Origin of the sequence: Candidatus Dactylopiibacterium carminicum, assembly GCF_014736495.1 — a bacterium.
Lineage (GTDB): Bacteria > Pseudomonadota > Gammaproteobacteria > Burkholderiales > Rhodocyclaceae > Uliginosibacterium > Uliginosibacterium carminicum.
This window is the reverse complement of sequence record NZ_MDUX01000002.1, coordinates 1-20,376: the sequence shown is the minus strand read 5'-3', so window position 1 is coordinate 20,376 and position 20,376 is coordinate 1. Positions and strand designations below refer to the sequence as shown.

Below are 20,376 nucleotides of genomic sequence, written 5' to 3'. Positions count from 1 at the left end.
AGTGTCACACCATGTTCAATGATCTCAAGGGCAAGCGCGTCCTCATCACCGGCTCCACCGCAGGCATGGGGCTGGCAACCGCCCGCCTCTTCGCCCGGTATGGCGCCCGTATCGGTCTCAACAGCCATGTCGCGGAGGGCGCGGCCGAAGCCGTTGCCGAACTTCAGGCTCTCGGGGGCGAAGCCGAATTTTTCCAGGCCGATCTGATGCAGACCCGTGAGTGCGCCAAACTCATCGAAGCCTTTGTGGCCCGTTTCGGCGGGCTGGATGTGCTGATCAACAATGCGGGCGGTCTCGGTGGCCGGGCCGGGCTGGAGTCGGTCGATGATGCGTTCTACGACCGGGTGATGAACCTCAACGTGCGTTCGGTACTGATGACCACGCGCTTCGCGATTCCGCATCTGCGGGCGTCAGCAGCGGCGAGCGGGCAGACCGCTTCGGTGATCAGCACCGGCTCGATCGCCGCACGCGAAGGCGGCGGAGTGGGCGCGGGCATCTACGCCGGCGCCAAGGCCTGGGTGCATGACGTACATCGCAACTGGGTGAAGGAATTCACCTCGGCCGGCATCCGTTTCAACGTCGTTTCCCCGGGCACCATCGACACCGCTTTCCACGATGGCAAGAGCGACGAGCTGCGTGCGAAGATCGCGGCTTCCATCCCGATGGGCCGCTTCGGCCGCATCGAGGAAGTGGCGCCGACCTTCCTGTTCTTCGCCTCGCATGCCTGCAGCGGCTACATCACCGGGCAGATCCTGGACGTCAACGGCGGCCAGATCGCCCCCTGAGTGTGCGGCGGGGGCACGCGAACACCCGCTGGCTGTGCACGGCGGCTGGCGGGCAGGGCGTGCCCCCTTCCGCCTTTCATGAGGAAACGAGATGAAGAAACCGATCCTGTCGGGGGCGCTGTCGGCGCTCCTGTTGGTTGCCTGTGCGACGCCGCCTGCAGACAGGGCTGCGCCTTTGTCGCGTGTCATCGTGGAGGCGGAGTCATTCACGGCGCAGAGTGGCGGGCAGCTAGTGCGGCGAACGGGCCGCCCCGGTACCTCGGGGAATGTCTCGATCTCGGCCTGGGATCATCGTGACCATGTCGTCGAATGGCAGGCCGAGGTGCCGCGTGACGGTAAATATGCCGTCGTGCTTCGTTATGCCGGTGGCCGGAGCTGGGCCGTCTATCGCGATCTGCAGATTGAGGGGGCGCAGCTGCCACCGGCCTTCTCACGCATCGCCTGGACACCCACCGGCGGCTTCGGAACCGAGGCCGGGCAGTGGCGTGATCTCGTCGTCAGTGATGCGCAAGGCCGCCCGGTCTGGGTGACGCTGAAGGCGGGCTCCGTGTCGTTGCGCATGCGCAACCTGGGCGGCGATGGTGCCGACGGCTCCGGCAACCTGGATCTGATCGCCCTGATCCCCGAGTGCGCAGAATTCACCCCGCCACTGGCACCTGCGCAGCAGCCAGTGATGTCCCGGGCCGCGCCGAAAACTCAGCCTCCCCAAGCGGATGGACAGCGCGCCCATGCCACGCTGAACCCGGGGGACCTGGCTGCACTGGAGCATCTGCGTGACTGGAAGCTGACGCTGCCGGTGCAGGGTGCCGGCAAGGCGTGGGCGGAGGAAGTGCAGCAACCGGCGCTCGGCAAACTCAGCCGCCAGCCCTGGTTCTTCGTCGATGAGGCCGGTACGGGCGTGGTGTTCCGCGCCAACGCCGGGGGCGCGCGCACCAGCAACAACACGCGCTTCGCACGCAGCGAGCTGCTGCAGATGGACACGGCCTATGACGGCGACCGGCAGATCCGCTACGAGCGCCGTGGCTGGGATCTGGCCGACGGAGTGGCGCGGCGCATGTTCATCGACCAGACCATCACCGCGGTGCCGCTGCAGAAGCCGCAGGTGGTGGTGGGGCAGATCCACAACGCCAGGGATGACGTGCTGATGCTGAAGTTCGAGGGCGATTCGCCCGGCAGGCGCAGCGTGCGGGGCGCCCTGCAGGTGCGGCTGAACAACGCGAAGGATGTCTACGTCATCGACCCGGCCTACGTGCTCGGCACGCGCTTCACGGTGGAAATCATCGCGCATGCGGGCCGGATCAGTGTGCTCTACAACGGCCAGGTCACCGCCGTGAAGGAGGCGCCGGTGCGCATCGAGACCCGAGATTGTTACTGGAAAGCCGGTATGTACGTGCAGTCCAGCAGCCGCAACACCAGCGCCTACAACAACGGCTTCGCCGACGAGGATCCGGCGGAGTACGGCGAGGTGGTGGTGCATGCGCTGCGTCTGAGCCGGCCCTGATCCGGCACCCGGCTCAGGGCTGCTGTCCAATGCCGGCGGCTTGCAGTGGCCGGTGCAGCCGGCCGGCGCTCAAGCTGGTTGATCGCCAGACTGGCCAGTATCAGCGCGGCACCGAAAAGCTCGCCAGCACCCAGGGTGTGGCCGCGTGCCACGCCCACGGCGAGCGCGGTCAGCGGGATCAGGTTGATGAACAGCATGCCGCTTTGCGTACCGACATGCCGCAAGCCCTGGTTCCAGCACAGCACGGCGATCACCGCCGAGGGCAGAACGAGAAAGCTCAAGGCCGGCAGCAGGCTCACGAAACGTGCCGCATCGGGGATATGCAAGGCCCCTGCCGCGCCGAAGACCAGCGCGATGATCACGATACCGAGGACGCCACCGGTGCTGCTCAGCGCTGTGTAGCGCAGAGGCGACCAGCCGGGAAAGGCGGCTGCGCCCATCGAATACAGCACCCAGCAGGTTCCGCCAGTGATCATCATCAGGATGGGCAGCAATGAAACCTGACCTGCTAGGCGTGCCGGCTGGCCATCGGTGGTCAGCATCACCACACCGACGATGGCGACTCCCAGCGCGATGAAGCTGCGCGTTGCCGGGCGCCGGCCGCTGCGTGCCCAATGGATCAGCCCCGCGATCAGCGGCTGCAATGCCATCACGATGGCGCCGAATTCCGGGCGCGACAGGTTCACGCCCTGAAACATCAATAGATTGAAACCGGCGAAGCCCAGCGTGCCCAGGCCCAGCAGGCGCCAGCCATGGCCCTGGGGCGAGAGCCGTGCCGCGCCCTCGCGCCAGGCGAGCAGGGCGAGGAAGAGCGGGGCGGCGATGCCGTATCGGCACAGTGCAAGGGTGATCGGGTCCATGTGCTGCAGCACGGGTGCCGCGACCGGAAAGGCTGCGCCCCAGCAGAATGTGGCCAGCGTGAGGCTGGCCACGGCAACCCAGGTGAAGCCGTGAGCGGAGGAATCATTCATTTTTGTGCTGCGCTTTCCGGAGGGGATTTCGGATGCGCCACTTTAGGCGAGGTTTTTTGGCAGAAAAAGCGCTACAGTTGATCAGAATTGTTTCCAATTAAGTGCAAATTATGGAACGCCTGATCAACATGGCGAGCTTCGCCGAAGTGGTGGAAGCGGGCAGCTTCTCGGCGGCGGCCGAGCGTCTGGGATGCTCGCGGGCCGTGCTCAGCAAGCGCATCCGCGTGCTGGAACAGGATTTTGGTGTCACCCTGCTGCATCGCACGACGCGGCGGCAGAGCCTGACCGAGGCCGGAGAGGCGCTGTATGCCCATTGCCGGCGTGTGCTCGATGAAATGAACAGCGCCGAAGCGCGCCTGCAGGCGCTCACCAGTACGCCTTCGGGCACCTTGCGCATCTCGGCGCCGCATTCCTGGGGGAATCGTGTACTGGCGCCACGGCTGGCGGCCTTTCTGCTCCAGCATCCACAGGTCCGCGTGGAACTTGGCTTGTCGGATCACATGGTCGATCTCGCCGGCTCGGCCGTGGATGTGGCGTTGCGTCTGACCAGCACGCCGGCGCCCGGGTTGGTCGCCCGCCATCTGGCCGATCTTCCCTACGTGATCTGCGCGGCGCCAGCCTATCTTGCGCTGCACGGTGAGCCGGCCCATCCCCGTGAACTGGCGCAGCATCGATGCGTGCACTTCGTCGGAGAGACCGTGCAGAACCCCTGGCGGATAAGCGATGCACAGGGGGTTCTGCATGAAGTGGCAGTACGCGGGCCACTGGTGGCCAACAGCACCGAAGTGCTGCGCACCATGGCACGTGCTGGGCTGGGCATCATCATGCTGTCGCGTTACCTGATCGAGGACGAACTGGCCAGCGGGCAGCTGCAACCCATCCTGCGCGATTGCACGCCGCCCGTGCAGCAGCTTCATCTGGTGACGCTGCCAGACCGTCTGCTGGCGGCCAAGACGCGTGCCTTCATCGATTTCATGCGCGCCTGAATCCAGGCGCCGGGGCGGGCCGCCCTCCCCCTGGCGGGAGAGGGGCAGGGCCGGCCTCAGCGTATCAGTCTGATGCTGCTGGCGGAGGCCAGCGCGGATTCTTCACGTGCGATCAGGCGCAGGCTGCGGGCGTCATACCGGTAGAGTGCGTCGTCTCCCTGCACGTGCAGCTCCTGGCCGTACGCTGCCATCGGTCTGGGCAGTGAACAACACCTGACGCTGAGCATCGAAGTGCTGCGGCAGATCCGGTTGCCAGGCCTGCATGGCCTTGCCTGCCAGGGCGAGCAGAAAGGGGGTGAGCACCAAGGCCAGGATGCAGGCTGCACGTTGAAGCAGGCGGATTCCCGAGGGGATGGAGGGCGAAGTTTCCTGTGGCGACATGATGTTGCTCCCGGCTTTTGTGATGTATGGCCGGACAATAGCTGACAATTTTTGCGATTGACCGATACAATCTGGCGAGCAATTCAACGCACTGTACCGGCGCCAGCACCGGCACAGGCTTGCCAGGAAAACCCGGCCATGTTGCAGATCAGCCTCGCGCCCGACAGCACCGTACCTCTCGTTGACCAGATCGTGCAGGCCGTGCGCGGCCAGATCGAGGATCGGGTGTTGCGCCCGGGCGCCCGGCTGTCAGCCATCCGCCAATTCGCGGAGGCCCATCGTGTCAGCCGTTTTACCGTGGTCGAGGCCTATGACCGTCTGGTGGCCCAGGGCTACGTGCAGTCACGCCGGGGCTCAGGTTTCTATGTGGCGAATCGCAGTCTTCCCGCCGCAGCCTCGGCCGCGGCGGCACCCGAAGTGCCTGAGGCAGCGCTGGATGCCGCCTGGTTGATGCGGCAGGCACTGGATGCCGGTGCCGAGGGCCTGCGCGCCAGTGCGGGCTGGCTGCCGCACAGCTGGATGGACGAGGATGGCTTGCGCCGTCAGATGCGTGCCATGCTGCGTGATGAAGGCAGCAAGTTCGCCGACTATGGCAGCCCGCAAGGCTATCTGCCGCTGCGCCAGCATCTGCCGTTCAGGCTTGGAGAGCTGGGGATCGCGGCACAGCCGACGCAGATCGTGCTGACTCTGGGCGCTACCCAGGCGCTGGACATGGCGATCCACCATTACGTGCGACGCGGTGACGCCGTGCTGGTCGATGATCCGGGCTATTTCTCCCTGTTTGGCCTGCTGCGCCTGCATGGCGCACGCCTCATCGGCGTACCCTGGACGCCCGAGGGGCCGGATCCGGTCGAGCTCGAACGCCTGGCCGCCGAGCACAAGCCGAAGGTGTATTTCACCCAGTCGGTGCTACACAACCCGACGGGCGCCTGCCTTTCTCCGGCCAATGCCTATCGCATCCTGCAGTGTGCGGCGCGGCATGACTTCCACATCGTGGAGGACGATACCTACTGCGATCTCCACCCTGGCGTGACCACCCGGCTGGCCGCACTGGACCAGCTCGACCGTGTGATCTACATCAGCAGCTTTTCCAAGACGCTCTCCGGCGATCTGCGCGTTGGCTACATCGCGGCGCGGCCGGACATTGCGGAGGCGCTCACCAATATCAAGGTGCTGATCTCGATGACCACGCCGGCGACGGCCGAAGCGCTGATCTATCGCATGCTCACCGAAGGGCATTACCGCAAGTATGTCGAGCGCCTGCGCAACCGCCTGAGCGAAGCCGGCGCCCGCGCGTTGCGCCTGGCGGACAAGACCGGTCTGTCGCCCTTCATTTCGCCGGAGGGTGGCGTCTTCCTTTGGGTGCGCATCCCTGGCGTGGAAGATGCCGTACCTCTGGCCGCCCGGGCCGCCAAAGAAGGCATCATCCTGGCCCCGGGTACGCTTTTCCGTCCGCAGGGGCAGGCGTCTTCCTGGCTGCGCCTGAACGTGGCCTATGCCGGCGACGTACGCCTCGAGCGTTTCCTGTCGCGTGTGCTGGACGCTGCCGGGTAGTCTCCGGTTCGGGGAGCACCTGTCTGAAAGGGGCGGGTCCGGAGGTGCATGCATCGAGAAGGGCGGTGCTTCCAGAGGGCTGCTTTTGCAATCGTGTTGCGTTATGATCCGCACCCTGTTGCAACAGTGTTGCAAATAACCTTCGGCATTCCTGCCTTTCCCATGAAGCCTGATCCTTCCCGTTCCAGCGCCTTGCAGCGCTCAGCCCTGTTGCGTGTGGTGCTCGTGCTTGGCGCCTGCCTCCTGCTCTGGCTTGCCTTGCTGGGGGCCATGGCATGAGCGTCGTTTGCGGGCCGGCGATCCGGCTGGAAAACCTGACGCTGGGCTACGAGCGTCATCCCGTGGTGCATCACGTTTCGCTGGAAATTCCAGCGGGCGGACTGGTGGCGGTGGTGGGGCCGAATGGCGCCGGCAAGTCCACGCTGGTGAAGGCGCTGGCGGGGCTCAAGAAGCCATTGCAGGGGCAGGTGCACGGGCTGAGGGGACAGCGCGTGGCCTATCTGCCGCAGCACGCCGAGATGGATCGCAGCTTTCCGATCAATGTGCTGGACATGGTGGCCTTCGGCCTGTGGCATGAGACGGGGGCACTGGGAGGGCTCGACCGCGCGCAGCGCGAGCGCTGCCATCATGCGCTGGAGTCCGTGGGCCTGCAGGGCTTCGCGGGCCGCACCATCGATACGCTGTCCGGTGGGCAGTTCCAGCGCGCGTTGTTTGCGCGCCTGCTGTTGCAGGATGCCCCCGTGATCCTGCTCGACGAGCCCTTCACGGCCATCGACGCGCGGACCACCGAGGATTTGCTGAAACTGCTGCATCGCTGGCATGCGGAAGGGCGTACGGTGCTGGCCGTGCTGCACGACTTGGCGCAGGCGCGCGCGCATTTTTCGCACGCCATGCTGCTGGCCCGCGAACTGATCGCCTGGGGAGCGCCGGCCGAGGTGCTTGGCCCGGGCAATCTGGCGCGCTCGATGGGCATGCACGAAGCATTCGATGATGAAGCGCCACCCTGCGAAGTGCCGGAGGGCCCGGCGGCCACGGTGCAAGCGCACGATCATCGCCACGGACATGCGCATGGACATGTGCACGCCGGAGAGGAGGTCTGAGCATGGCACTGCTGAGCATCCTTTCGCCCCTGTTCGAGTTCGGCTTCATGCAGCGCGCGCTGGTCGGCAGTCTGGCGCTGTCGCTGAGCGCGGCGCCGTTGGGTGTGTTCCTGATGTTGCGCCGCATGAGCCTCACGGGGGATGCAATGGCGCATGGCATCCTGCCGGGGGCTGCGCTGGGCTACCTGATCGCGGGGCTCTCGGTCGGCGCCATGACCATCGGCGGCATCATCGCCGGGCTGGCCGTGGCGGTGGCTTCCGGTCTGGTAGCCCGCAGCACGGTGCTGCGCGAGGACACCAGCCTGGCCTCGTTCTATCTGATCTCGCTTGCGCTGGGCGTGCTGCTGGTCTCCACGCGTGGCAGCAATGTGGATCTGCTGCACGTGTTGTTCGGTACGGTGCTGGCGCTCAATGACGAGGCCCTGTGGCTGCTGGGTGGTGTAGCGAGCGTGACCCTGCTGGGGCTGGCGATGCTGTTCCGCCCGCTGGTGCTGGAATGCCTCGATCCCGGTTTCCTGCGCTCGGTGAGTCGCTGGAGCCCGGTGGCGCACTACGGCTTCCTGGCACTGCTGGTACTCAATCTGGTGGCCGGTTTCCACGCGCTGGGCACCTTGATGGCGGTGGGCTACATGGTGTTGCCGGCAGCCGCCTCGCGTTTCTGGGTGCGCGAGATCACCCCCTTGCTGTCGCTTTCTGCGCTGCTGGCTTTTGCCGGCAGCCTGGGCGGACTGCTGCTCTCCTATCACGCGGATCTGCCCACCGGCCCGGCCATCGTGCTGTGCCTGGGGCTGATCTATCTGGTGTCTCTGGTGCTGGGGCGCCAGGGGCTGTTGTGCGCGCGTCTGCGCCAAACCAAGCATCTGAGGGCTTGAAATCATGCGTCATGTTTCGTTGAAAACGGTGCCGGCCGCACTGTTCGCGTCCTGCCTCATCCTGTCTGGATCGGTGGCGCAGGCCCAGGAGAAACTGAAGACTGTGGCTACCTTCAGCATCCTGGGGGATCTGGTCAGGCAGGTCGGCGGGAAGCGGGTCGAGGTGGCCGTGCTGGCTGGCCCGGGCGCCGATGCGCATGTCTTCCAGCCCACGCCGGCGCATGCCCGCACCGTGGCGCAGGCCCGTGTGCTGTTCGCCAATGGCGCAGGTTTCGAGGGCTGGATGGAGCGGCTGCTGAAGTCGTCCGGCTTCAAGGGGCGTCAGGTGGTGGCGAGCCAGGGCGTGAAGCTGCTGGGGGAGGCGGAGGAGGACGGGAAGCACGCCCATGGGCACGAGGATCACAAGCATGGGCATGACCACGATCATGAACACGGCGGGCAGGATTCACACGCCTGGCAGAGCGTGCCGAATGCGATTCTTTACGTGAAGAACATCGCCGCCGGCCTGTGTGCTGCCGATGCCGCGGGTTGCCCGAGCTATGAGCGCAACGCCGCAGCCTATACCGCGAAGCTGCAGACCCTGGATGGCGAGATCCGTGCGGCCTGGGCGCGTATTCCGCAAGCGCAGCGCAAGCTGATCACCTCGCATGACGCGTTTGGCTACTACGCCCAGACCTATGGTGTGCGCTTCCTGGCGCCGCAGGGGGTCAGCACCGAGGCCGAAGCCTCGGCCAAGGGCGTGGCGCAGCTGGTGCGCCAGATCCGGCAGGAAGGCATCAAGGCGCTGTTCGTGGAGAACATCTCCGACCCGCGCCTGATCGAGCAAATCGCCCGTGAAACCGGCCTCAAGCCCGCGGGGGCTCTGTATTCCGATGCGCTCTCCGCTGGCGCGCCTGCCGCGACCTATGCCGACATGATGCGGCACAACACCCGCCTGCTCACAGAAGCCATCACGGCACGCTGAAGCCGGCGCGGCATCGGTCGCCACGCATGAAGGCGAAAGGCCTGCACCAGCGTGCAGGCCTTTTTGTCGCCGGGCCGTCCCAAGACAAAAAAGCGTCCCCTTGGGGGCGGCAACCTTGCTTGAGGGGAGCGTGGGAGCCGATGCCTGGAGACTGTTCAGTTTTTCATCGTCATGAATTGGATAGCCAATGCTGTCCAGTCGAGGATTGAGCGTCATTCCGGCGCAAACCGGAATCCAGAGGGGCTGTGCCTCCGGCCTGGATCCCGGCATTCGCCGGGATGACGCTCATTCAGCGGTATGCCTGGATTGTTGCCTGAAACTCATCCCGGCTTGCCCTTGTCATGGGAGGCGCAAAGCGAATTGTGCCGGTGCGGACTCCCTCCCCTGACAAAGGGGGCGGGAAGAGGGAATCCGCAAGGCAATGCCTTTCGCCTTTGAAGCGGATCGGGTGGGCACACCCGATCCTCCGGCTGGGTTTTCATGGCGCCTGGAAGACACCGAACAGGCTCTCAAAGCTGGAAGCGTCGCGCGGCTTGCTGCAACTGTTCGGCTTTCTGTGACAGGGCGTTGGCGGAGTTCAGGATGTTGTTTGCGGCTTCGCTGTTCTCTTCCGTGATCTGGGAGACGGATTCGACGCGGTTGGCAATGTCCGTGCTGGCATGGCGTTGTTCTGCCAGGCTGTTCGCGATCTCGCCGATGAACTCCGAAAGCTGCCTCGCCGCGATCTGGATATCGTGGATGACCTCACCGGCGGATTGCGCCCGCTGCGCACCACTCTGCGCCAGCGCGCTGGCCTCCTCGATCTGTGCCTGTGCGCTCTGACCCGCTTCCCGGATAGAGGCGACGACGCGGCCGATCTCCACTGTGGAGGCGCTGGTGCGTTCGGCGAGCTTGCGCACCTCGTCGGCCACCACGGCGAAGCCACGCCCCTGCTCACCGGCGCGCGCGGCTTCGATGGCGGCGTTCAGCGCCAGCAGATTGGTCTGTTCCGCGACTTCCTTGATTACGGATACCACGGCGGCGATCTGGCTGCTCTTGGCGGTCAGGTCACCAATCGTGGTGGAGGAAGCCGTGACGGTGCTGGCAATGCGGGTGACGTCCGCGCGCACGCCATCGAGGATGGCGATGGCACTGTCGGTAGATGTACCGGATGTGTCCTTGGCTTGTGCCGAGTGATCGGCGATGGTGTCGATGCTGACGGCCATCTCTTCCACCGCCGCCGCAATCGCGGAGGAGGCATCGGCCTGGCTGGCCGAGCTGTGGGCCACTTGCTGCGCCACGCCAGTGAGCGCCTGGGCAGAAGAGGTCACTTCGTTCGCGTTGGCGCGAAGCTCCTGCGCCAGCTCACGCAGATTGCGGTGCATCGCCGCCATCGAACCCATCACGCTGCCTTCCAGACCACGGCGGACGCGGATATCTCCGCTCAGGTCGCCCTTGGCGACGCGGGCGGCCAGTTGTGCCACGGCAGCCGGTTCATCACCCAGCTCTTGTGTGAGCTGACGGATGATGGCGTAACCTGCCAGCGTGCCGAGCACCACGGCCAGCCCCAGCAGGGTCAGGTTGACCAGCGTGCTGCGGGCATGGGCAGCCTCGGCCTGCTGGAAGTCCCGCTGAGCTTCCTTGAGTTGCAGATCGACCAGCTCAGCGATCACGGCACTGATGGGGTCGATGGCGGCATAGAGTTCCTGCGCGGCGAACATGCGTAGTCCCTCGGAGTCATTGCTTTGGATCAGCATCAGCGCCCGGTTGGCGGCGTTGTCGGCCTTGGGCATCAGCTCCTCGGCCTTGGCGACCAGCACATTTTCTTCTTCGGTGAGGTTGGTGCCCGTGTAAGCAGTCCATTCCGTGCTGATGACCTTGCGCGCTTCTTCGATGCCTTCAACGGCCACGGAAGAGCCGATCATGCCGTCCAGCACCTTGTGGGTCGCATCGACGATGTTTACGGCGTAGGCATCGGAGACATGCTTGAGCTGATCCACCGGGACGATGCTGTCGTTGTAGATCGAAGCGAAGCCGGCCTGCATCCTGCGGCCTTCGATAAAGCTCGCCAGCCCAACCAGCAAAGTGGCCAGTAGCAGGCCGGCTACCAGCAGGCCAAGCCGGCCTGCTACTGTCCATTTTTTCAAAGACATGAGATCGGTTCCCAACAACACGTGACGAATTGACCACATTACGGTTAGTGCCGTCAGGACTTGAACGCCGTCATGCGCTGTTCAGGAAGGTTTTGACGATCCGCCGAAAGCTCGGCCTGTGGCAGAAAAGCGCCTGCTGTGCGGCCAGAAGCCTGGTTGGATAAAAGTTTATTGTCATATTTTCATGCTGCACTGCACATAACCGTTATCTCTTTTTTGATACAGCGCGAGTGCCGCAATTACAGCAACGCGGCATGGCTAAGCAGAAAGTGATAGATCGGATTGCTCTGTGCATATGCATGGCAGTGCTGCTGTGCATAGCCGATATTCTTAGTTCCGGCGTTCCATGGCCCAGGCGCAAGCTTCTTCTCCCGTTCCGATTCTGATGGAGAGCAGCATGGGTAATCAAGCCGACCAGCAAATCCTCGCCCCCTCATCAGGCACGCTGATCGAGGCCTACTACACCATCTGCCCGGTTTTCGTGGCATCCAACATCGCAGTCGAGCTGGGCTGGCTGGATGAGGAATTCCGCCGGGCAGGCGCGAGTGCCGTGTATCTGCGCAGCCTGCCAGACAACGCCGGCTGGCTGCCGCATTACCGCCACTCGCTGCCCCGCTTGTTCCGCGACGGCGGAGCGATTCCGACCATCCATGCCCGTGCTGATCTCGCCAACACCTACCTGATTGCTTCCACCTTCACGCAGACCGGCGGCAAGATCATCGTGCGGGCCGATGCAGGCATCCGTCGCGTGGCCGACCTCAAGGGGCGGCGCATCGGGCTGAGCCACAGCCTGAATACCGAGAAGATCGATTTCACGCGCATCACGGCGCAGCGGGGCATCTTGCTGGCGCTGCAGCTGGCCGGGCTGGGCGAGCAGGATGTGGAGATCGTCGATACCGATGAAGCGGATACCCCGGTATTCCAGCCCGCCGTGCGGCCATTCGAGTTCTGGCAGCAGTTCCCGAGCACGCCGCAGACGGCGGGGGCCGATCTGCAGGCTTTGCGCGAAGGTCGTGTGGATGCCGTCTACGGGCATGAGACGCGTGCTGCCAGCCTGGTGGCCAGCGGTGAATTCACCGTGATCGAGGATCTCTCCCGTCATCCGGACTGGACGCTCAACGTGGCCAATGCGCCTTTCACCACGGCGGTGAATGCTGATTTTGCCGAAGCGCATCCGGAGGTCGTCATCGCCTTCCTGCGGGCGGCGATCCGCGCCGGGCGCTGGATCAATGCCAACCGCGCTGCGGCGGCCGAGATATTCGCCCGCGTGACCATACATCGCGACCCGGCCCTGATCGCCAGCCTGATTGCCGGCTACGACTTCGTGCCGACGCTCTCGGCGCAGAACCTGGCCGGGCTGGAGATACAGAAGCGTTTCCTGCTGGAGCGTGGCTACATCCGCAATGATTTCAGCATCCGCGAATGGGCCCGCCCCGGTTATCTCGAACAAGCGCTGGCCAGTCTGGCCGCGTGATCAGGCATTGCACCCAACAAGAGGTCGTCCGACATGAAGAATTTTCGCAGTTTCGTTTTCGCCGCTCTTGCCCTCGGTGGTCTGAGCCTTGCCGCGCAGGGCGCCGAGCCACTCAAGGAAGTACGCGTCGGTTTCACCAAGATCGTTCCCGAGACGTTGGTCGCCAAGGAGAAGGGCTGGATCGAGGAAGCGCTGGCGCCGCAGGGTATCAGCGTGAAATGGGTGGAGTCGCTGGGTAGCAACAAGACCATCGAATTCCTGCGCGGCAAGAGCCTGGATATCGGCCCTTCTAGCGCTGCTTCGGCATTCCTGGCACGCGCCAACGGCACGCCGATCAAGTACGTCTACTGGACTTCGCGCAACGATACCGGCTCGCCCATCCTGGTCCGCAAGGATGCCACCTATCGCAGCGTCACCGATCTGAAGGGCAAGAAGATCGCCGCTACGCCGGGCACCGGCCCCTACATCTCGTTGATCGCCGCGCTGGACAAGCATGGCCTGAGCGAGAAGGACGTCGAGATCGTCAGCCTGCAGCATCCCCAGGGCAGGCTGGTACTGGTGACCGGCAAGGTGGAGGCCTGGGCCGGACTGGACCCGGACTGGGCCATCGCCGAAGTGCAGAGCGGTGCGCGCGTGCTGTTTGCTGACCCGGATCTGGCGGGGGGCGGCGGCATCGACGTGCGTGAGGAATTCCTCGCCAACTATCCGGATGTGGTGAAGGCCGTGCTGGCCGGTTTTGACCGGGCACGCCGTTTCAGCCTGCAGAACGAGGCGGATTCGGTCAAGGTGTTCGCCGAACAGTCGAAGATCGAGCTGGCGGCGGCGCAACGTGCATTCGAGCGCAGTCGTCTGGAGCATCCCGAGCTGCTGCCCAAGGATGCGAAGACGCTGGCGGCCTGGGGCGAGTTCTATCGCAAGAATGGCTCCATCCCCGCGAACACCGATGTGGCTGCGGTGGTGAAGGCGACGCTGGATCCAGGCGTGTTCACGCCGGCCCGTTGAGGGAACGTCTGCCATGTCCGAACTGTTGCTCAGATGGTTTCGCCCGGAAGGTAGCGTGGGCCGCGCGGCAGGCGCCGGAGCCGGTATCGGCTGGCGCGCTGCGCTGCCCTGGGTAGTACCCGCGCTGATCCTGCTGGTGTGGCAGTTCATCAGCCGGCAGGCGCTGGTCGACCCCACCTTGCTGCCCGCACCGACGCAGGTACTGGGTGAGCTGGCGGACATGGCCGCATCCGGAAAACTGGCCGACAACCTTGGCGTTTCCGCGCAGCGCGCATTGCTGGACCCCATCCTGCAAGCGCTACGCACGATCCCGGGGCTGGCCTGGGTGCCGCTGTTCATTCTCTGGCTGGGTATCGACGAAGGTTCGAAGGTCGCATTGATCGCCAAGGCGGCGTTCTTTCCGACCTATCTGAATTTCATGTCGGGCATCGTGCGCGCGGATCGCAAGCTGATCGAGGTCGGCCAGGTCTATCGCCTCAAGGGGCGTCTGCTGGTGCAGCGCGTGCTGCTGCCGCAGGCCTTGCCCTTCCTGTTCGTGGGGTTACGCCAGTCGATGGGCGTAGCCTGGCTGGTGGTGGTGGCGGCGGAACTGCTCGGAGCCTCCAGCGGTGTCGGCTACGTGCTGCTCGATGGCGAGATGACCGGACGCCCGCACGTGGTGATGGCCTGCATGATCATCTTCGCCCTGGCGGGCAAGAGCACCGACTGGTTGATCGCCCGCATCGCCAACCGAACCTTGCGCTGGCAGGACACCCTGCCGCAGGAGTGAACCGCATGATCCAGGTATCCGGTCTGAGGAAATCCTTCGGTGACTTCGCGGCTCTGGGGCCGGTGAGTTTCAGCAGCGGCGCTGAGCGGATCCTCTCGGTGATCGGCCCCAGCGGCTGCGGTAAAAGTACCTTGCTGCGTTTGATCGCTGGCCTGGAGCAGGCCAGTGCCGGCAGCATCACGCTGGACGGGCAGGCCATCACCGGGCCGGACCCGAGGGTCAGTGTCGCCTTCCAGGAGCCGCGCCTGATGCCCTGGCTGGATGTGGCACAGAACATCGCGCTGGCCGTGTGGGACTGGCCGGCCGAGCGGCGTGAGCAGGCGGTGCAGGCAACGCTCGCCAAGGTTGGTCTGAGTCAATTCGCGCATGCCTTGCCCAAGCAGCTCTCCGGCGGCATGGCACAGCGCGTGGGGCTTGCACGTGCATTGGTCGGCGAGCCTGCGCTGCTGTTGCTCGACGAACCCTTTGGTGCACTCGATCCGCTGACGCGCATCCGCATGCAGGAGCACCTGCTGGAGATCGTGGGCGACGAAGGGCCGGCCATCCTGCTGATCACGCATGACATCGAAGAGGCGCTGGTGCTGTCAGATCGCATCCTGGTGTTCCGGGGGCCGCCTGCCAGTCTGCAGCGCGATCTGGCTGTCGACCTGCCCCGGCCGCGGGATCGCAGCTCCACCCGGTTCGCGGCACTGAAGGCCTTGTTGCTTGAAGATCTGCTGCCTTCTTCGCGGCGCCAGGCCGCCTGAAAGGACATCGCATGAGCACACCGCTCTGGTTCACTCGTTGCCCCTTGCCCACCGCTTTTTCGCTGGCCGTGCACTCGGGCATCCTGGCCCGCCACCTGGCCGCCTTCGGCGTGGCGCCGCAATCCCTGCGCCACGTCGCGGACGCGTCCTTCCGGCTCGCGCATTTCACGCATGCCCTGCCTGACATGACGCGCCAGGGCGGCCACATTCCACCGCTGTGGTCGCGTGCCGCCGGGCGCGATGTGCGCCTGCTCGGGCTGAGCTGGACGGATGAGCGCCAGTTGCTGCTGGTGGAGCGCGACGACATCCAGGACGTGGCGGATCTCAAGGGCAAGCGCCTGGCCTTGCCGGTACGCCCGAACTATCCGATCGATTTCTGGCGCGCCACGGTGCTCAAGGGCTATCACGATCTGCTCGCCACGGTGGGGCTGTCGCTGGATGACGTGACGCTGGTGGAGATCCCCATCGACGCCGCTGCGTTTGCCGAACGAGCCAGCCGTCCGGACCTGCTCAGCCCGCCCGGCGCGGCGCGGCAGACGCTTTCCAGCCAGACCCGGGAAGGGCGGGCTCTGCTGGCCGGCTCCGTCGATGCCATCTATTCGCCAGCGCATTATGGCATCGCCTTGCAGCAGGTGCTGGGCTTGCGTGTACTGGCCGACCTGACGCGCAGCCATCCGCCCGAAGCGCGTATCAACAACTCATCCTTGCTGGCGCTCACGGTCAGCGGCGAATTCCTGCGCGACCATTCCGATGCCGTCACCGCACTGCTGACGGCCTTGCTGGAGGCTGCCGAACTGGCGCGGACGACGCGGGAAATGGCGATCAGGATCACCGCAGCGGAAAGTGGCAACGCCGAGGAACTGGTGCCTGACATCTTTGGCGAGCACTTCCACCAGGTATTGGCGCCGTCATTGGCACCTGCATTGCTGCAAGCCCTGGCAGGCCAGAACGAGTTCCTCCACCGCCATGGCTTCATCGACCGCGTGGTGCCGCTGGAAGAATGGCTGGCGCCCGAGCCGCTGGCGACGGCACAGTCCAGGTTGGCCGAAGTGCGCGCAGCCTAGGGGCCGCCAGCCCCTAGGAAACACCGCCACCCAGCATCAGTTGCAGGTTCTGCACGGCTGCGCTGGCGGCTCCCTTGCCGAGGTTGTCGAACACGGCCGTGAGCAGGATCTGGCCGGCATCGGCATTTTCGAAGACCGCCAGTCGCATGCGGTTGCTGCCATTGCAGGCCTGCGGATCGAGATGGGACAGCTGGCGGGCGGCCGTGGGCGACAGCACCTGCGTTCGCGTAATGCGTGGCCAGGCAGTCGTGCAGGCGGGCGGCATCACTGACTGCAGGCAGCAGGTCGCGATGCAGCGGGATGCTGAGCACGATGCCCTGGCGATAGGCTGCATAAGCCGGCACAAATAGCGGCAGGCGCGAGAGTCCGCAGTAGTGGCGAATTTCGGGCGGATGCTTGTGCGCGAGCTGCAGGCCATACAGGCGCAGACCCGGTGGCTGGCCGCCACTCGTTCCTTCGAAGGCTTCCACGGCAGGACGTCCGCCGCCCGAATAGCCAGAAACTGCGTGGATGCTCAGCGGGTGGTCGGCCGACAGCAGGCCGGCTTCGCGCAATGGCCGCAGCAGGCCGATGGCGCCCGTGGGGTAACAGCCGGGATTGCTGACGCGCGTGGCTTGAGCGATGCGTGCAGCCTGCTCCGTCGCCATCTCGGGAAAGCCATAGACCCAGCCTGTGCAGGTGCGATGGGCGCTGCTGGCATCGATCACCCGGACATGCGGTGCGGTGATGAAGGAGACCGCTTCGCGGGCAGCGTCGTCCGGCAGGCAGAGGATGGCGATATCGCAGGCATTGAGCGCTTCGGCACGCGCGGCGGGATCCTTGCGCCGGGTCTCCGGCAGCGTGAGCAGGTGCAGGTCCGGGCGACCGTCGAGGTGGGCGTGTATCTGCAGGCCGGTGGTGCCCTGGTCGCCATCGATGAAGATGATGGGGCTGGTCATCGCGGAAATCCTCGCGTTGTAGTGTGGAGGGCTGATCTTGCGATCCTGGTGTGATGATGAAAAGTTGAATTTCATGAGCGCATAATTCGAATTTTCTGAATCGGGAAAACCCATGCGTGAAGTCAGCCTGGATCGCCTGCGCACCCTGGTGGCGGTGGCCGAACTGGGGTCCTTCGCCCGTGCTGCCGATCTGCTGCATCTGGCTCCGCCCACGGTGAGCCTGCACGTGGCCGAACTGGAGACGCGTGTTGGCGCACGCCTGTTGTCCCGCAAGCGTGGCGAGGTGAGGCCCACACCTGTGGGTGAATTCCTCATCGAGCGGGCCCGGCGATTGTTGCTGGAGGCCGAACAGGCTCTGCTCTCCGCGCAGCGTCAGGCTCAAGGGCTGGCTGGGCGCGTGCGCCTGGGGGCATCTACCGGCGCCGTGGCGCATCTGCTGCCCGGGGCGTTGAAGCTGCTCCACGTGCGGCATCCCGGCATCGAGGTACAGGTGGAGATCCTGACGTCGCGGGAGAGCATCGCCAGACTGGCTGCCGGTACGCTGGAGATCGGTCTGGTTGCCCTGCCGCAGGCGCCTGTGCGGCAGGTGTGCGTCGAGCCCTGGCGGCGGGATCCCGTGATGGCCTTCCTGCCTGCGGGATGGGACATTCCGGACACGGCAAGCCCGGCCTGGCTCGCCACCCAGCCCCTGATCCTCAACGACGCGAGCACGCATCTGCACCGGCTGTGCACGGAATGGTTCGCCGCTGCGGGCGAATTCCCGCAGGCACGCATCCAGCTCAACTTCAACGATGCGATCCGCAGTTTTGTGGGCGCGGGGTTTGGTGCGACGCTGCTGCCACAGGAGGGAGATTCGCGATGGCGGATCCACACCTGGTTGTGCGGCCATTGCAACCGCCCTTGTGGCGTGAGCTTGGCTTGGCTTATCCGGCAGCGCATGCCGAAGTGGCTACGCGCCACGTGCTGGACGTCCTGCGCGAGAGCTCCCGGGAAGGGTGATTGGCGGCAAGCGTAGAATCGCGTTCCCGATTGCGTCTTCTTCCGTTTTTCCATGCCCTACAGCATTGCCACGCCCGTGGATTGCGAACTCGTGATCAAGAAGAGCCGCTTTCTTGGCTGCGTGCAGCCCGTGGCGGATCGGGCCACGGCGCAGAAGATCGTGGCGGCTCTGTGGGCCCAGCACCCGGGCGCTGCGCACGTATGCTGGGCTTTGCTCGCTGGCGGAGACTCCGCTGCCGTGGACGATGGCGAACCCGGTGGCACCGCGGGGCGGCCCATGCTGGAGGTGCTGCGGTTGCAGGAACTGGAGGGCGTGCTGGCCACCGTGGTGCGCTACTACGGTGGCGTGAAGCTGGGAGCGGGCGGGTTGGTGCGCGCCTACACCGATGCTGTCGCCCAGCCGCTGCGTACCGCGCAGAAGGTGCCGCTCATCCGCTTGTGCACGCTGTGCTGTGAAGCGCCGTATTCACTGGAAGGAATGATCAGGCGCGGCATCGATGCGGCCGGGGCGACGCTCGCGGAAGTGCGCCACGGCCAGGCGGTGACCTTTTCGATTACCTTGCCGGAGGTTCAGGCGGCTCCCTTCATGGCTCAGCTGAGCGCGTCCGGGCAAGGGCGTATCCAGTGGCTGGAGACGGCCGAATAGCGCCGTCCGTCCGTCGTCGTCATCCTGCGCGCGGGGTCGCGCGTTAGCTCCCATGTTCATGCGAACACACGGGAGCGCGCAGATGTCGTACAAGATCACCGGATTGGACCAGCTGGAGCAATTGGCCTCCATCCTCAAAGGCTTTCGCAAGGGGCAGCGTCTGACGCAGAAGGCCATGGCCGAACGGCTGGGCATGACGCAGCAAGCCTATGCGCAGCTTGAGGCCGACCCCTCCGTAGTGAGTCTGGCCCGCTTGCTGCGGGTGTTGCGTGCAATGGAAGCCGAGCTGGTGCTGGTGGCGCCTTCCGGCGTCAGCATGGAACAACCTGCGCAACGGCCGCTGCCGTCTGCCGCGCATGCCCCGGTGCTGAACCGCAGGCCGATGCCCGAGGCATGTGCCGCGGCCTGAAGCAGGACACACAAAAAGCGCTTTACTCTTTCGCGGTGTCTTGCAATAATCTCGCTCCCTCGGGGCGTAGCGCAGCCCGGTAGCGCGCTTGCTTTGGGAGCAAGATGTCGGAGGTTCGAATCCTCTCGCCCCGACCAAGGTTCCAAAGTCAGCGACCTGGTCGGCATTGTCCGGGGACCTGCTCATGAAGGATCTGCCCGTAGCTCAACTGGATAGAGCAACGGCCTTCTAAGCCGTAGGTTAGGGGTTCGATTCCCTTCGGGCAGGCCACAGCATGGCAGTATGTGGTACGGCGCAGTACAGAATTCGTTGCAGCCCTCTGCAACACCCGTTTCGGCGGCGGCATTAGCTCAGTTGGTAGAGCACTGGATTGTGATTCCAGTGGTCACCGGTTCGAACCCGGTATGTCGCCCCAAAATTCAGAACGGCCCTGTGAGTGATCACAGGGCCGTTTTCCTTTCTGAGCCAGGATTTCGGGGGGGCTCTACCCTGTAGGCTGATCAGCGCGGGCGATGCATTCGTTCGGCATTTAGCGTCGAAAGGCTGGACCAGAAACGGACCAGACGCTTTTCTTCGCCGACCGTGGGCCTCACTCCATTTCCTGAGCCAGCATTGAATGTTGGCGGGAGTCCTAGGTGGGACGCCAAGGATGTCAATGATTGGCTGACAGCCAACAAAGACAAGAAAAATCGTCGGGGGTTCAGGGAGTAGGCTTTGCAAGCCTATGTACCGCTGGAGGTCGATAATGGCGACAAGAGAAAAGGGAGGGGGAGAGCAGGCCGTAAGTAGTCCTTACTGCGCATTCCGAAATGATCGCGAGCGCCTTTGGGCTCTGGTGTCGAGGGATGTCCGATTGGTACTGATCGCGGGCGCTGCGGCAATGTCGTCGACCAAGGTTCCTTGGCCAAAGATCTGGGCGGCCTTCTTTTCCGCGTGGTGATTAGACTCGGTTGTTTGCCACGGATTCACATATATTTATGTGATAGGATACATGAGGCTATGTGGCGCTTCTGAATCGCCCCGGGTTTCCTAGACAGCCCCGAGCTTCATGAAATACTGTTTTTCATAGTCTATCGGAGACAT

At 64.6% G+C, this 20,376-nt stretch carries 19 protein-coding genes and 3 tRNA genes; 18 read left to right on the top strand and 4 right to left on the bottom strand.

Translation table 11 applies throughout. The features are described 5' to 3' along the window. Positions 1–11 precede the first annotated feature (11 nt). Both BGI27_RS00805 and BGI27_RS00800 read left to right on the top strand, forming a co-directional pair. Positions 12–785, top strand: coding sequence for an SDR family NAD(P)-dependent oxidoreductase (locus BGI27_RS00805; RefSeq protein ID WP_095523034.1), 774 nt, complete (start codon positions 12–14; stop codon positions 783–785). Positions 786–876: 91 nt separating this feature from the next. Continuing rightward, a complete protein-coding gene (locus BGI27_RS00800) occupies positions 877–2,286 on the top strand; it encodes a polysaccharide lyase family 7 protein (RefSeq protein WP_095523033.1) in 1,410 nt (469 codons plus the stop codon). Here BGI27_RS00800 and BGI27_RS00795 read toward each other — a convergent pair. Then, entirely contained in the window at positions 2,205–3,257 is a 1,053-nt protein-coding gene (locus BGI27_RS00795) for a DMT family transporter (protein ID WP_095523032.1), read from the bottom strand. The genes BGI27_RS00800 and BGI27_RS00795 overlap by 82 nt on opposite strands. Positions 3,258–3,367: 110 nt before the next feature. Here BGI27_RS00795 and BGI27_RS00790 point away from each other — a divergent pair, with 110 nt between their 5' ends. Continuing rightward, on the top strand, positions 3,368–4,243 hold the full coding sequence (locus tag BGI27_RS00790; RefSeq protein WP_095523031.1) for a LysR family transcriptional regulator: 876 nt from the start codon (positions 3,368–3,370) through the stop codon (positions 4,241–4,243). Positions 4,244–4,375: 132 nt separating this feature from the next. On the opposite strand, the gene BGI27_RS00785 is transcribed toward BGI27_RS00790, so the two are convergent. After that, a complete protein-coding gene (locus BGI27_RS00785; RefSeq protein ID WP_095523030.1) occupies positions 4,376–4,624 on the bottom strand; it encodes a hypothetical protein in 249 nt (82 codons plus the stop codon). 138 nt (positions 4,625–4,762) lie between these two features. Between BGI27_RS00785 and BGI27_RS00780 the strand changes: the two genes are divergently transcribed. The 4 genes from BGI27_RS00780 to BGI27_RS00765 all read left to right on the top strand — a co-directional run bounded on the left by BGI27_RS00780 (position 4,763) and on the right by BGI27_RS00765 (position 9,114). Further along, complete coding sequence (locus tag BGI27_RS00780) at positions 4,763–6,178, top strand: aminotransferase-like domain-containing protein (protein WP_095523029.1); 1,416 nt, start codon at positions 4,763–4,765, stop codon at positions 6,176–6,178. A gap of 275 nt (positions 6,179–6,453) precedes the next feature. After that, positions 6,454–7,278 (top strand): zinc ABC transporter ATP-binding protein AztA, encoded by an 825-nt coding sequence (gene aztA / locus BGI27_RS00775; protein ID WP_095523028.1) that lies wholly within the window; start codon positions 6,454–6,456, stop codon positions 7,276–7,278. Positions 7,279–7,280: 2 nt separating this feature from the next. Beyond that, positions 7,281–8,150 carry a metal ABC transporter permease gene (locus tag BGI27_RS00770; RefSeq protein ID WP_095523027.1) on the top strand — a complete coding sequence of 290 codons (870 nt, stop codon included), beginning with the start codon at positions 7,281–7,283 and terminating at the stop codon, positions 8,148–8,150. A gap of 4 nt (positions 8,151–8,154) precedes the next feature. Continuing rightward, positions 8,155–9,114 carry a metal ABC transporter solute-binding protein, Zn/Mn family gene (locus BGI27_RS00765; protein WP_095523026.1) on the top strand — a complete coding sequence of 320 codons (960 nt, stop codon included), beginning with the start codon at positions 8,155–8,157 and terminating at the stop codon, positions 9,112–9,114. A 509-nt stretch (positions 9,115–9,623) separates the two neighbouring features. Here BGI27_RS00765 and BGI27_RS00760 read toward each other — a convergent pair. Further along, positions 9,624–11,246, bottom strand: a complete 1,623-nt coding sequence (locus BGI27_RS00760) for a methyl-accepting chemotaxis protein (protein ID WP_170943000.1) — start codon at positions 11,244–11,246, stop codon at positions 9,624–9,626. Positions 11,247–11,643: 397 nt separating this feature from the next. Here BGI27_RS00760 and BGI27_RS00755 point away from each other — a divergent pair, with 397 nt between their 5' ends. The 5 genes from BGI27_RS00755 to BGI27_RS00735 are packed head-to-tail and all read left to right on the top strand — an operon-like array spanning position 11,644 to position 16,301. Then, positions 11,644–12,720, top strand: a complete 1,077-nt coding sequence (locus tag BGI27_RS00755; protein WP_095523024.1) for an ABC transporter substrate-binding protein — start codon at positions 11,644–11,646, stop codon at positions 12,718–12,720. 33 nt (positions 12,721–12,753) lie between these two features. Beyond that, complete coding sequence (locus BGI27_RS00750) at positions 12,754–13,722, top strand: aliphatic sulfonate ABC transporter substrate-binding protein (RefSeq protein ID WP_095523023.1); 969 nt, start codon at positions 12,754–12,756, stop codon at positions 13,720–13,722. Positions 13,723–13,735: 13 nt separating this feature from the next. After that, a complete protein-coding gene (locus BGI27_RS00745; RefSeq protein ID WP_095523022.1) occupies positions 13,736–14,491 on the top strand; it encodes an ABC transporter permease in 756 nt (251 codons plus the stop codon). Positions 14,492–14,496: 5 nt separating this feature from the next. After that, positions 14,497–15,237, top strand: a complete 741-nt coding sequence (locus BGI27_RS00740; protein WP_095523021.1) for an ABC transporter ATP-binding protein — start codon at positions 14,497–14,499, stop codon at positions 15,235–15,237. 11 nt (positions 15,238–15,248) lie between these two features. Continuing rightward, positions 15,249–16,301: an ABC transporter substrate-binding protein gene (locus BGI27_RS00735; RefSeq protein WP_095523020.1), complete on the top strand. Its 1,053-nt coding sequence runs from the start codon at positions 15,249–15,251 to the stop codon at positions 16,299–16,301. Here the strand turns inward: BGI27_RS00735 and argC are convergent. Then, complete coding sequence (argC, locus tag BGI27_RS00730; protein ID WP_223871506.1) at positions 16,298–17,239, bottom strand: N-acetyl-gamma-glutamyl-phosphate reductase; 942 nt, start codon at positions 17,237–17,239, stop codon at positions 16,298–16,300. The two genes, BGI27_RS00735 and argC, sit on opposite strands and share 4 nt — an antisense overlap. A gap of 112 nt (positions 17,240–17,351) precedes the next feature. On the opposite strand from argC, the gene BGI27_RS00725 reads away from it, so the two are divergent. The 6 genes from BGI27_RS00725 to BGI27_RS00700 all read left to right on the top strand — a co-directional run bounded on the left by BGI27_RS00725 (position 17,352) and on the right by BGI27_RS00700 (position 19,708). Beyond that, the gene (locus BGI27_RS00725; RefSeq protein WP_223871505.1) at positions 17,352–18,254 is read left to right on the top strand and encodes a LysR family transcriptional regulator; all 903 of its coding nucleotides are present in this window, start codon (positions 17,352–17,354) and stop codon (positions 18,252–18,254) included. Positions 18,255–18,290: 36 nt separating this feature from the next. Further along, the gene (locus tag BGI27_RS00720; RefSeq protein ID WP_095523019.1) at positions 18,291–18,884 is read left to right on the top strand and encodes an IMPACT family protein; all 594 of its coding nucleotides are present in this window, start codon (positions 18,291–18,293) and stop codon (positions 18,882–18,884) included. Positions 18,885–18,966: 82 nt separating this feature from the next. Continuing rightward, positions 18,967–19,293 carry a helix-turn-helix domain-containing protein gene (locus BGI27_RS00715; protein WP_095523018.1) on the top strand — a complete coding sequence of 109 codons (327 nt, stop codon included), beginning with the start codon at positions 18,967–18,969 and terminating at the stop codon, positions 19,291–19,293. 60 nt (positions 19,294–19,353) lie between these two features. Continuing rightward, a tRNA-Pro gene (locus BGI27_RS00710) sits at positions 19,354–19,430 on the top strand. A gap of 56 nt (positions 19,431–19,486) precedes the next feature. Beyond that, positions 19,487–19,563: transfer RNA gene (locus tag BGI27_RS00705), tRNA-Arg, on the top strand. A 69-nt stretch (positions 19,564–19,632) separates the two neighbouring features. Further along, positions 19,633–19,708: transfer RNA gene (locus BGI27_RS00700), tRNA-His, on the top strand. The last annotated feature ends 668 nt before the right edge of the window (positions 19,709–20,376 follow it).

Coding starts and splice junctions, on each gene's coding strand:
- aztA (WP_095523028.1), top strand. CDS start 6,454: ATGAGCGTCGTTTGCGGGCCGGCGATCCGGCTGGAAAACCTGACGCTG.
- BGI27_RS00760 (WP_170943000.1), bottom strand. CDS start 11,246: ATGTCTTTGAAAAAATGGACAGTAGCAGGCCGGCTTGGCCTGCTGGTA.
- BGI27_RS00740 (WP_095523021.1), top strand. CDS start 14,497: ATGATCCAGGTATCCGGTCTGAGGAAATCCTTCGGTGACTTCGCGGCT.
- argC (WP_223871506.1), bottom strand. CDS start 17,239: ATGACCAGCCCCATCATCTTCATCGATGGCGACCAGGGCACCACCGGC.
- BGI27_RS00780 (WP_095523029.1), top strand. CDS start 4,763: ATGTTGCAGATCAGCCTCGCGCCCGACAGCACCGTACCTCTCGTTGAC.
- BGI27_RS00735 (WP_095523020.1), top strand. CDS start 15,249: ATGAGCACACCGCTCTGGTTCACTCGTTGCCCCTTGCCCACCGCTTTT.
- BGI27_RS00750 (WP_095523023.1), top strand. CDS start 12,754: ATGAAGAATTTTCGCAGTTTCGTTTTCGCCGCTCTTGCCCTCGGTGGT.
- BGI27_RS00745 (WP_095523022.1), top strand. CDS start 13,736: ATGTCCGAACTGTTGCTCAGATGGTTTCGCCCGGAAGGTAGCGTGGGC.
- BGI27_RS00795 (WP_095523032.1), bottom strand. CDS start 3,257: ATGAATGATTCCTCCGCTCACGGCTTCACCTGGGTTGCCGTGGCCAGC.
- BGI27_RS00715 (WP_095523018.1), top strand. CDS start 18,967: ATGTCGTACAAGATCACCGGATTGGACCAGCTGGAGCAATTGGCCTCC.
- BGI27_RS00790 (WP_095523031.1), top strand. CDS start 3,368: ATGGAACGCCTGATCAACATGGCGAGCTTCGCCGAAGTGGTGGAAGCG.
- BGI27_RS00805 (WP_095523034.1), top strand. CDS start 12: ATGTTCAATGATCTCAAGGGCAAGCGCGTCCTCATCACCGGCTCCACC.
- BGI27_RS00785 (WP_095523030.1), bottom strand. CDS start 4,624: ATGTCGCCACAGGAAACTTCGCCCTCCATCCCCTCGGGAATCCGCCTG.
- BGI27_RS00720 (WP_095523019.1), top strand. CDS start 18,291: ATGCCCTACAGCATTGCCACGCCCGTGGATTGCGAACTCGTGATCAAG.
- BGI27_RS00800 (WP_095523033.1), top strand. CDS start 877: ATGAAGAAACCGATCCTGTCGGGGGCGCTGTCGGCGCTCCTGTTGGTT.
- BGI27_RS00765 (WP_095523026.1), top strand. CDS start 8,155: ATGCGTCATGTTTCGTTGAAAACGGTGCCGGCCGCACTGTTCGCGTCC.
- BGI27_RS00725 (WP_223871505.1), top strand. CDS start 17,352: ATGCGTGAAGTCAGCCTGGATCGCCTGCGCACCCTGGTGGCGGTGGCC.
- BGI27_RS00755 (WP_095523024.1), top strand. CDS start 11,644: ATGGGTAATCAAGCCGACCAGCAAATCCTCGCCCCCTCATCAGGCACG.
- BGI27_RS00770 (WP_095523027.1), top strand. CDS start 7,281: ATGGCACTGCTGAGCATCCTTTCGCCCCTGTTCGAGTTCGGCTTCATG.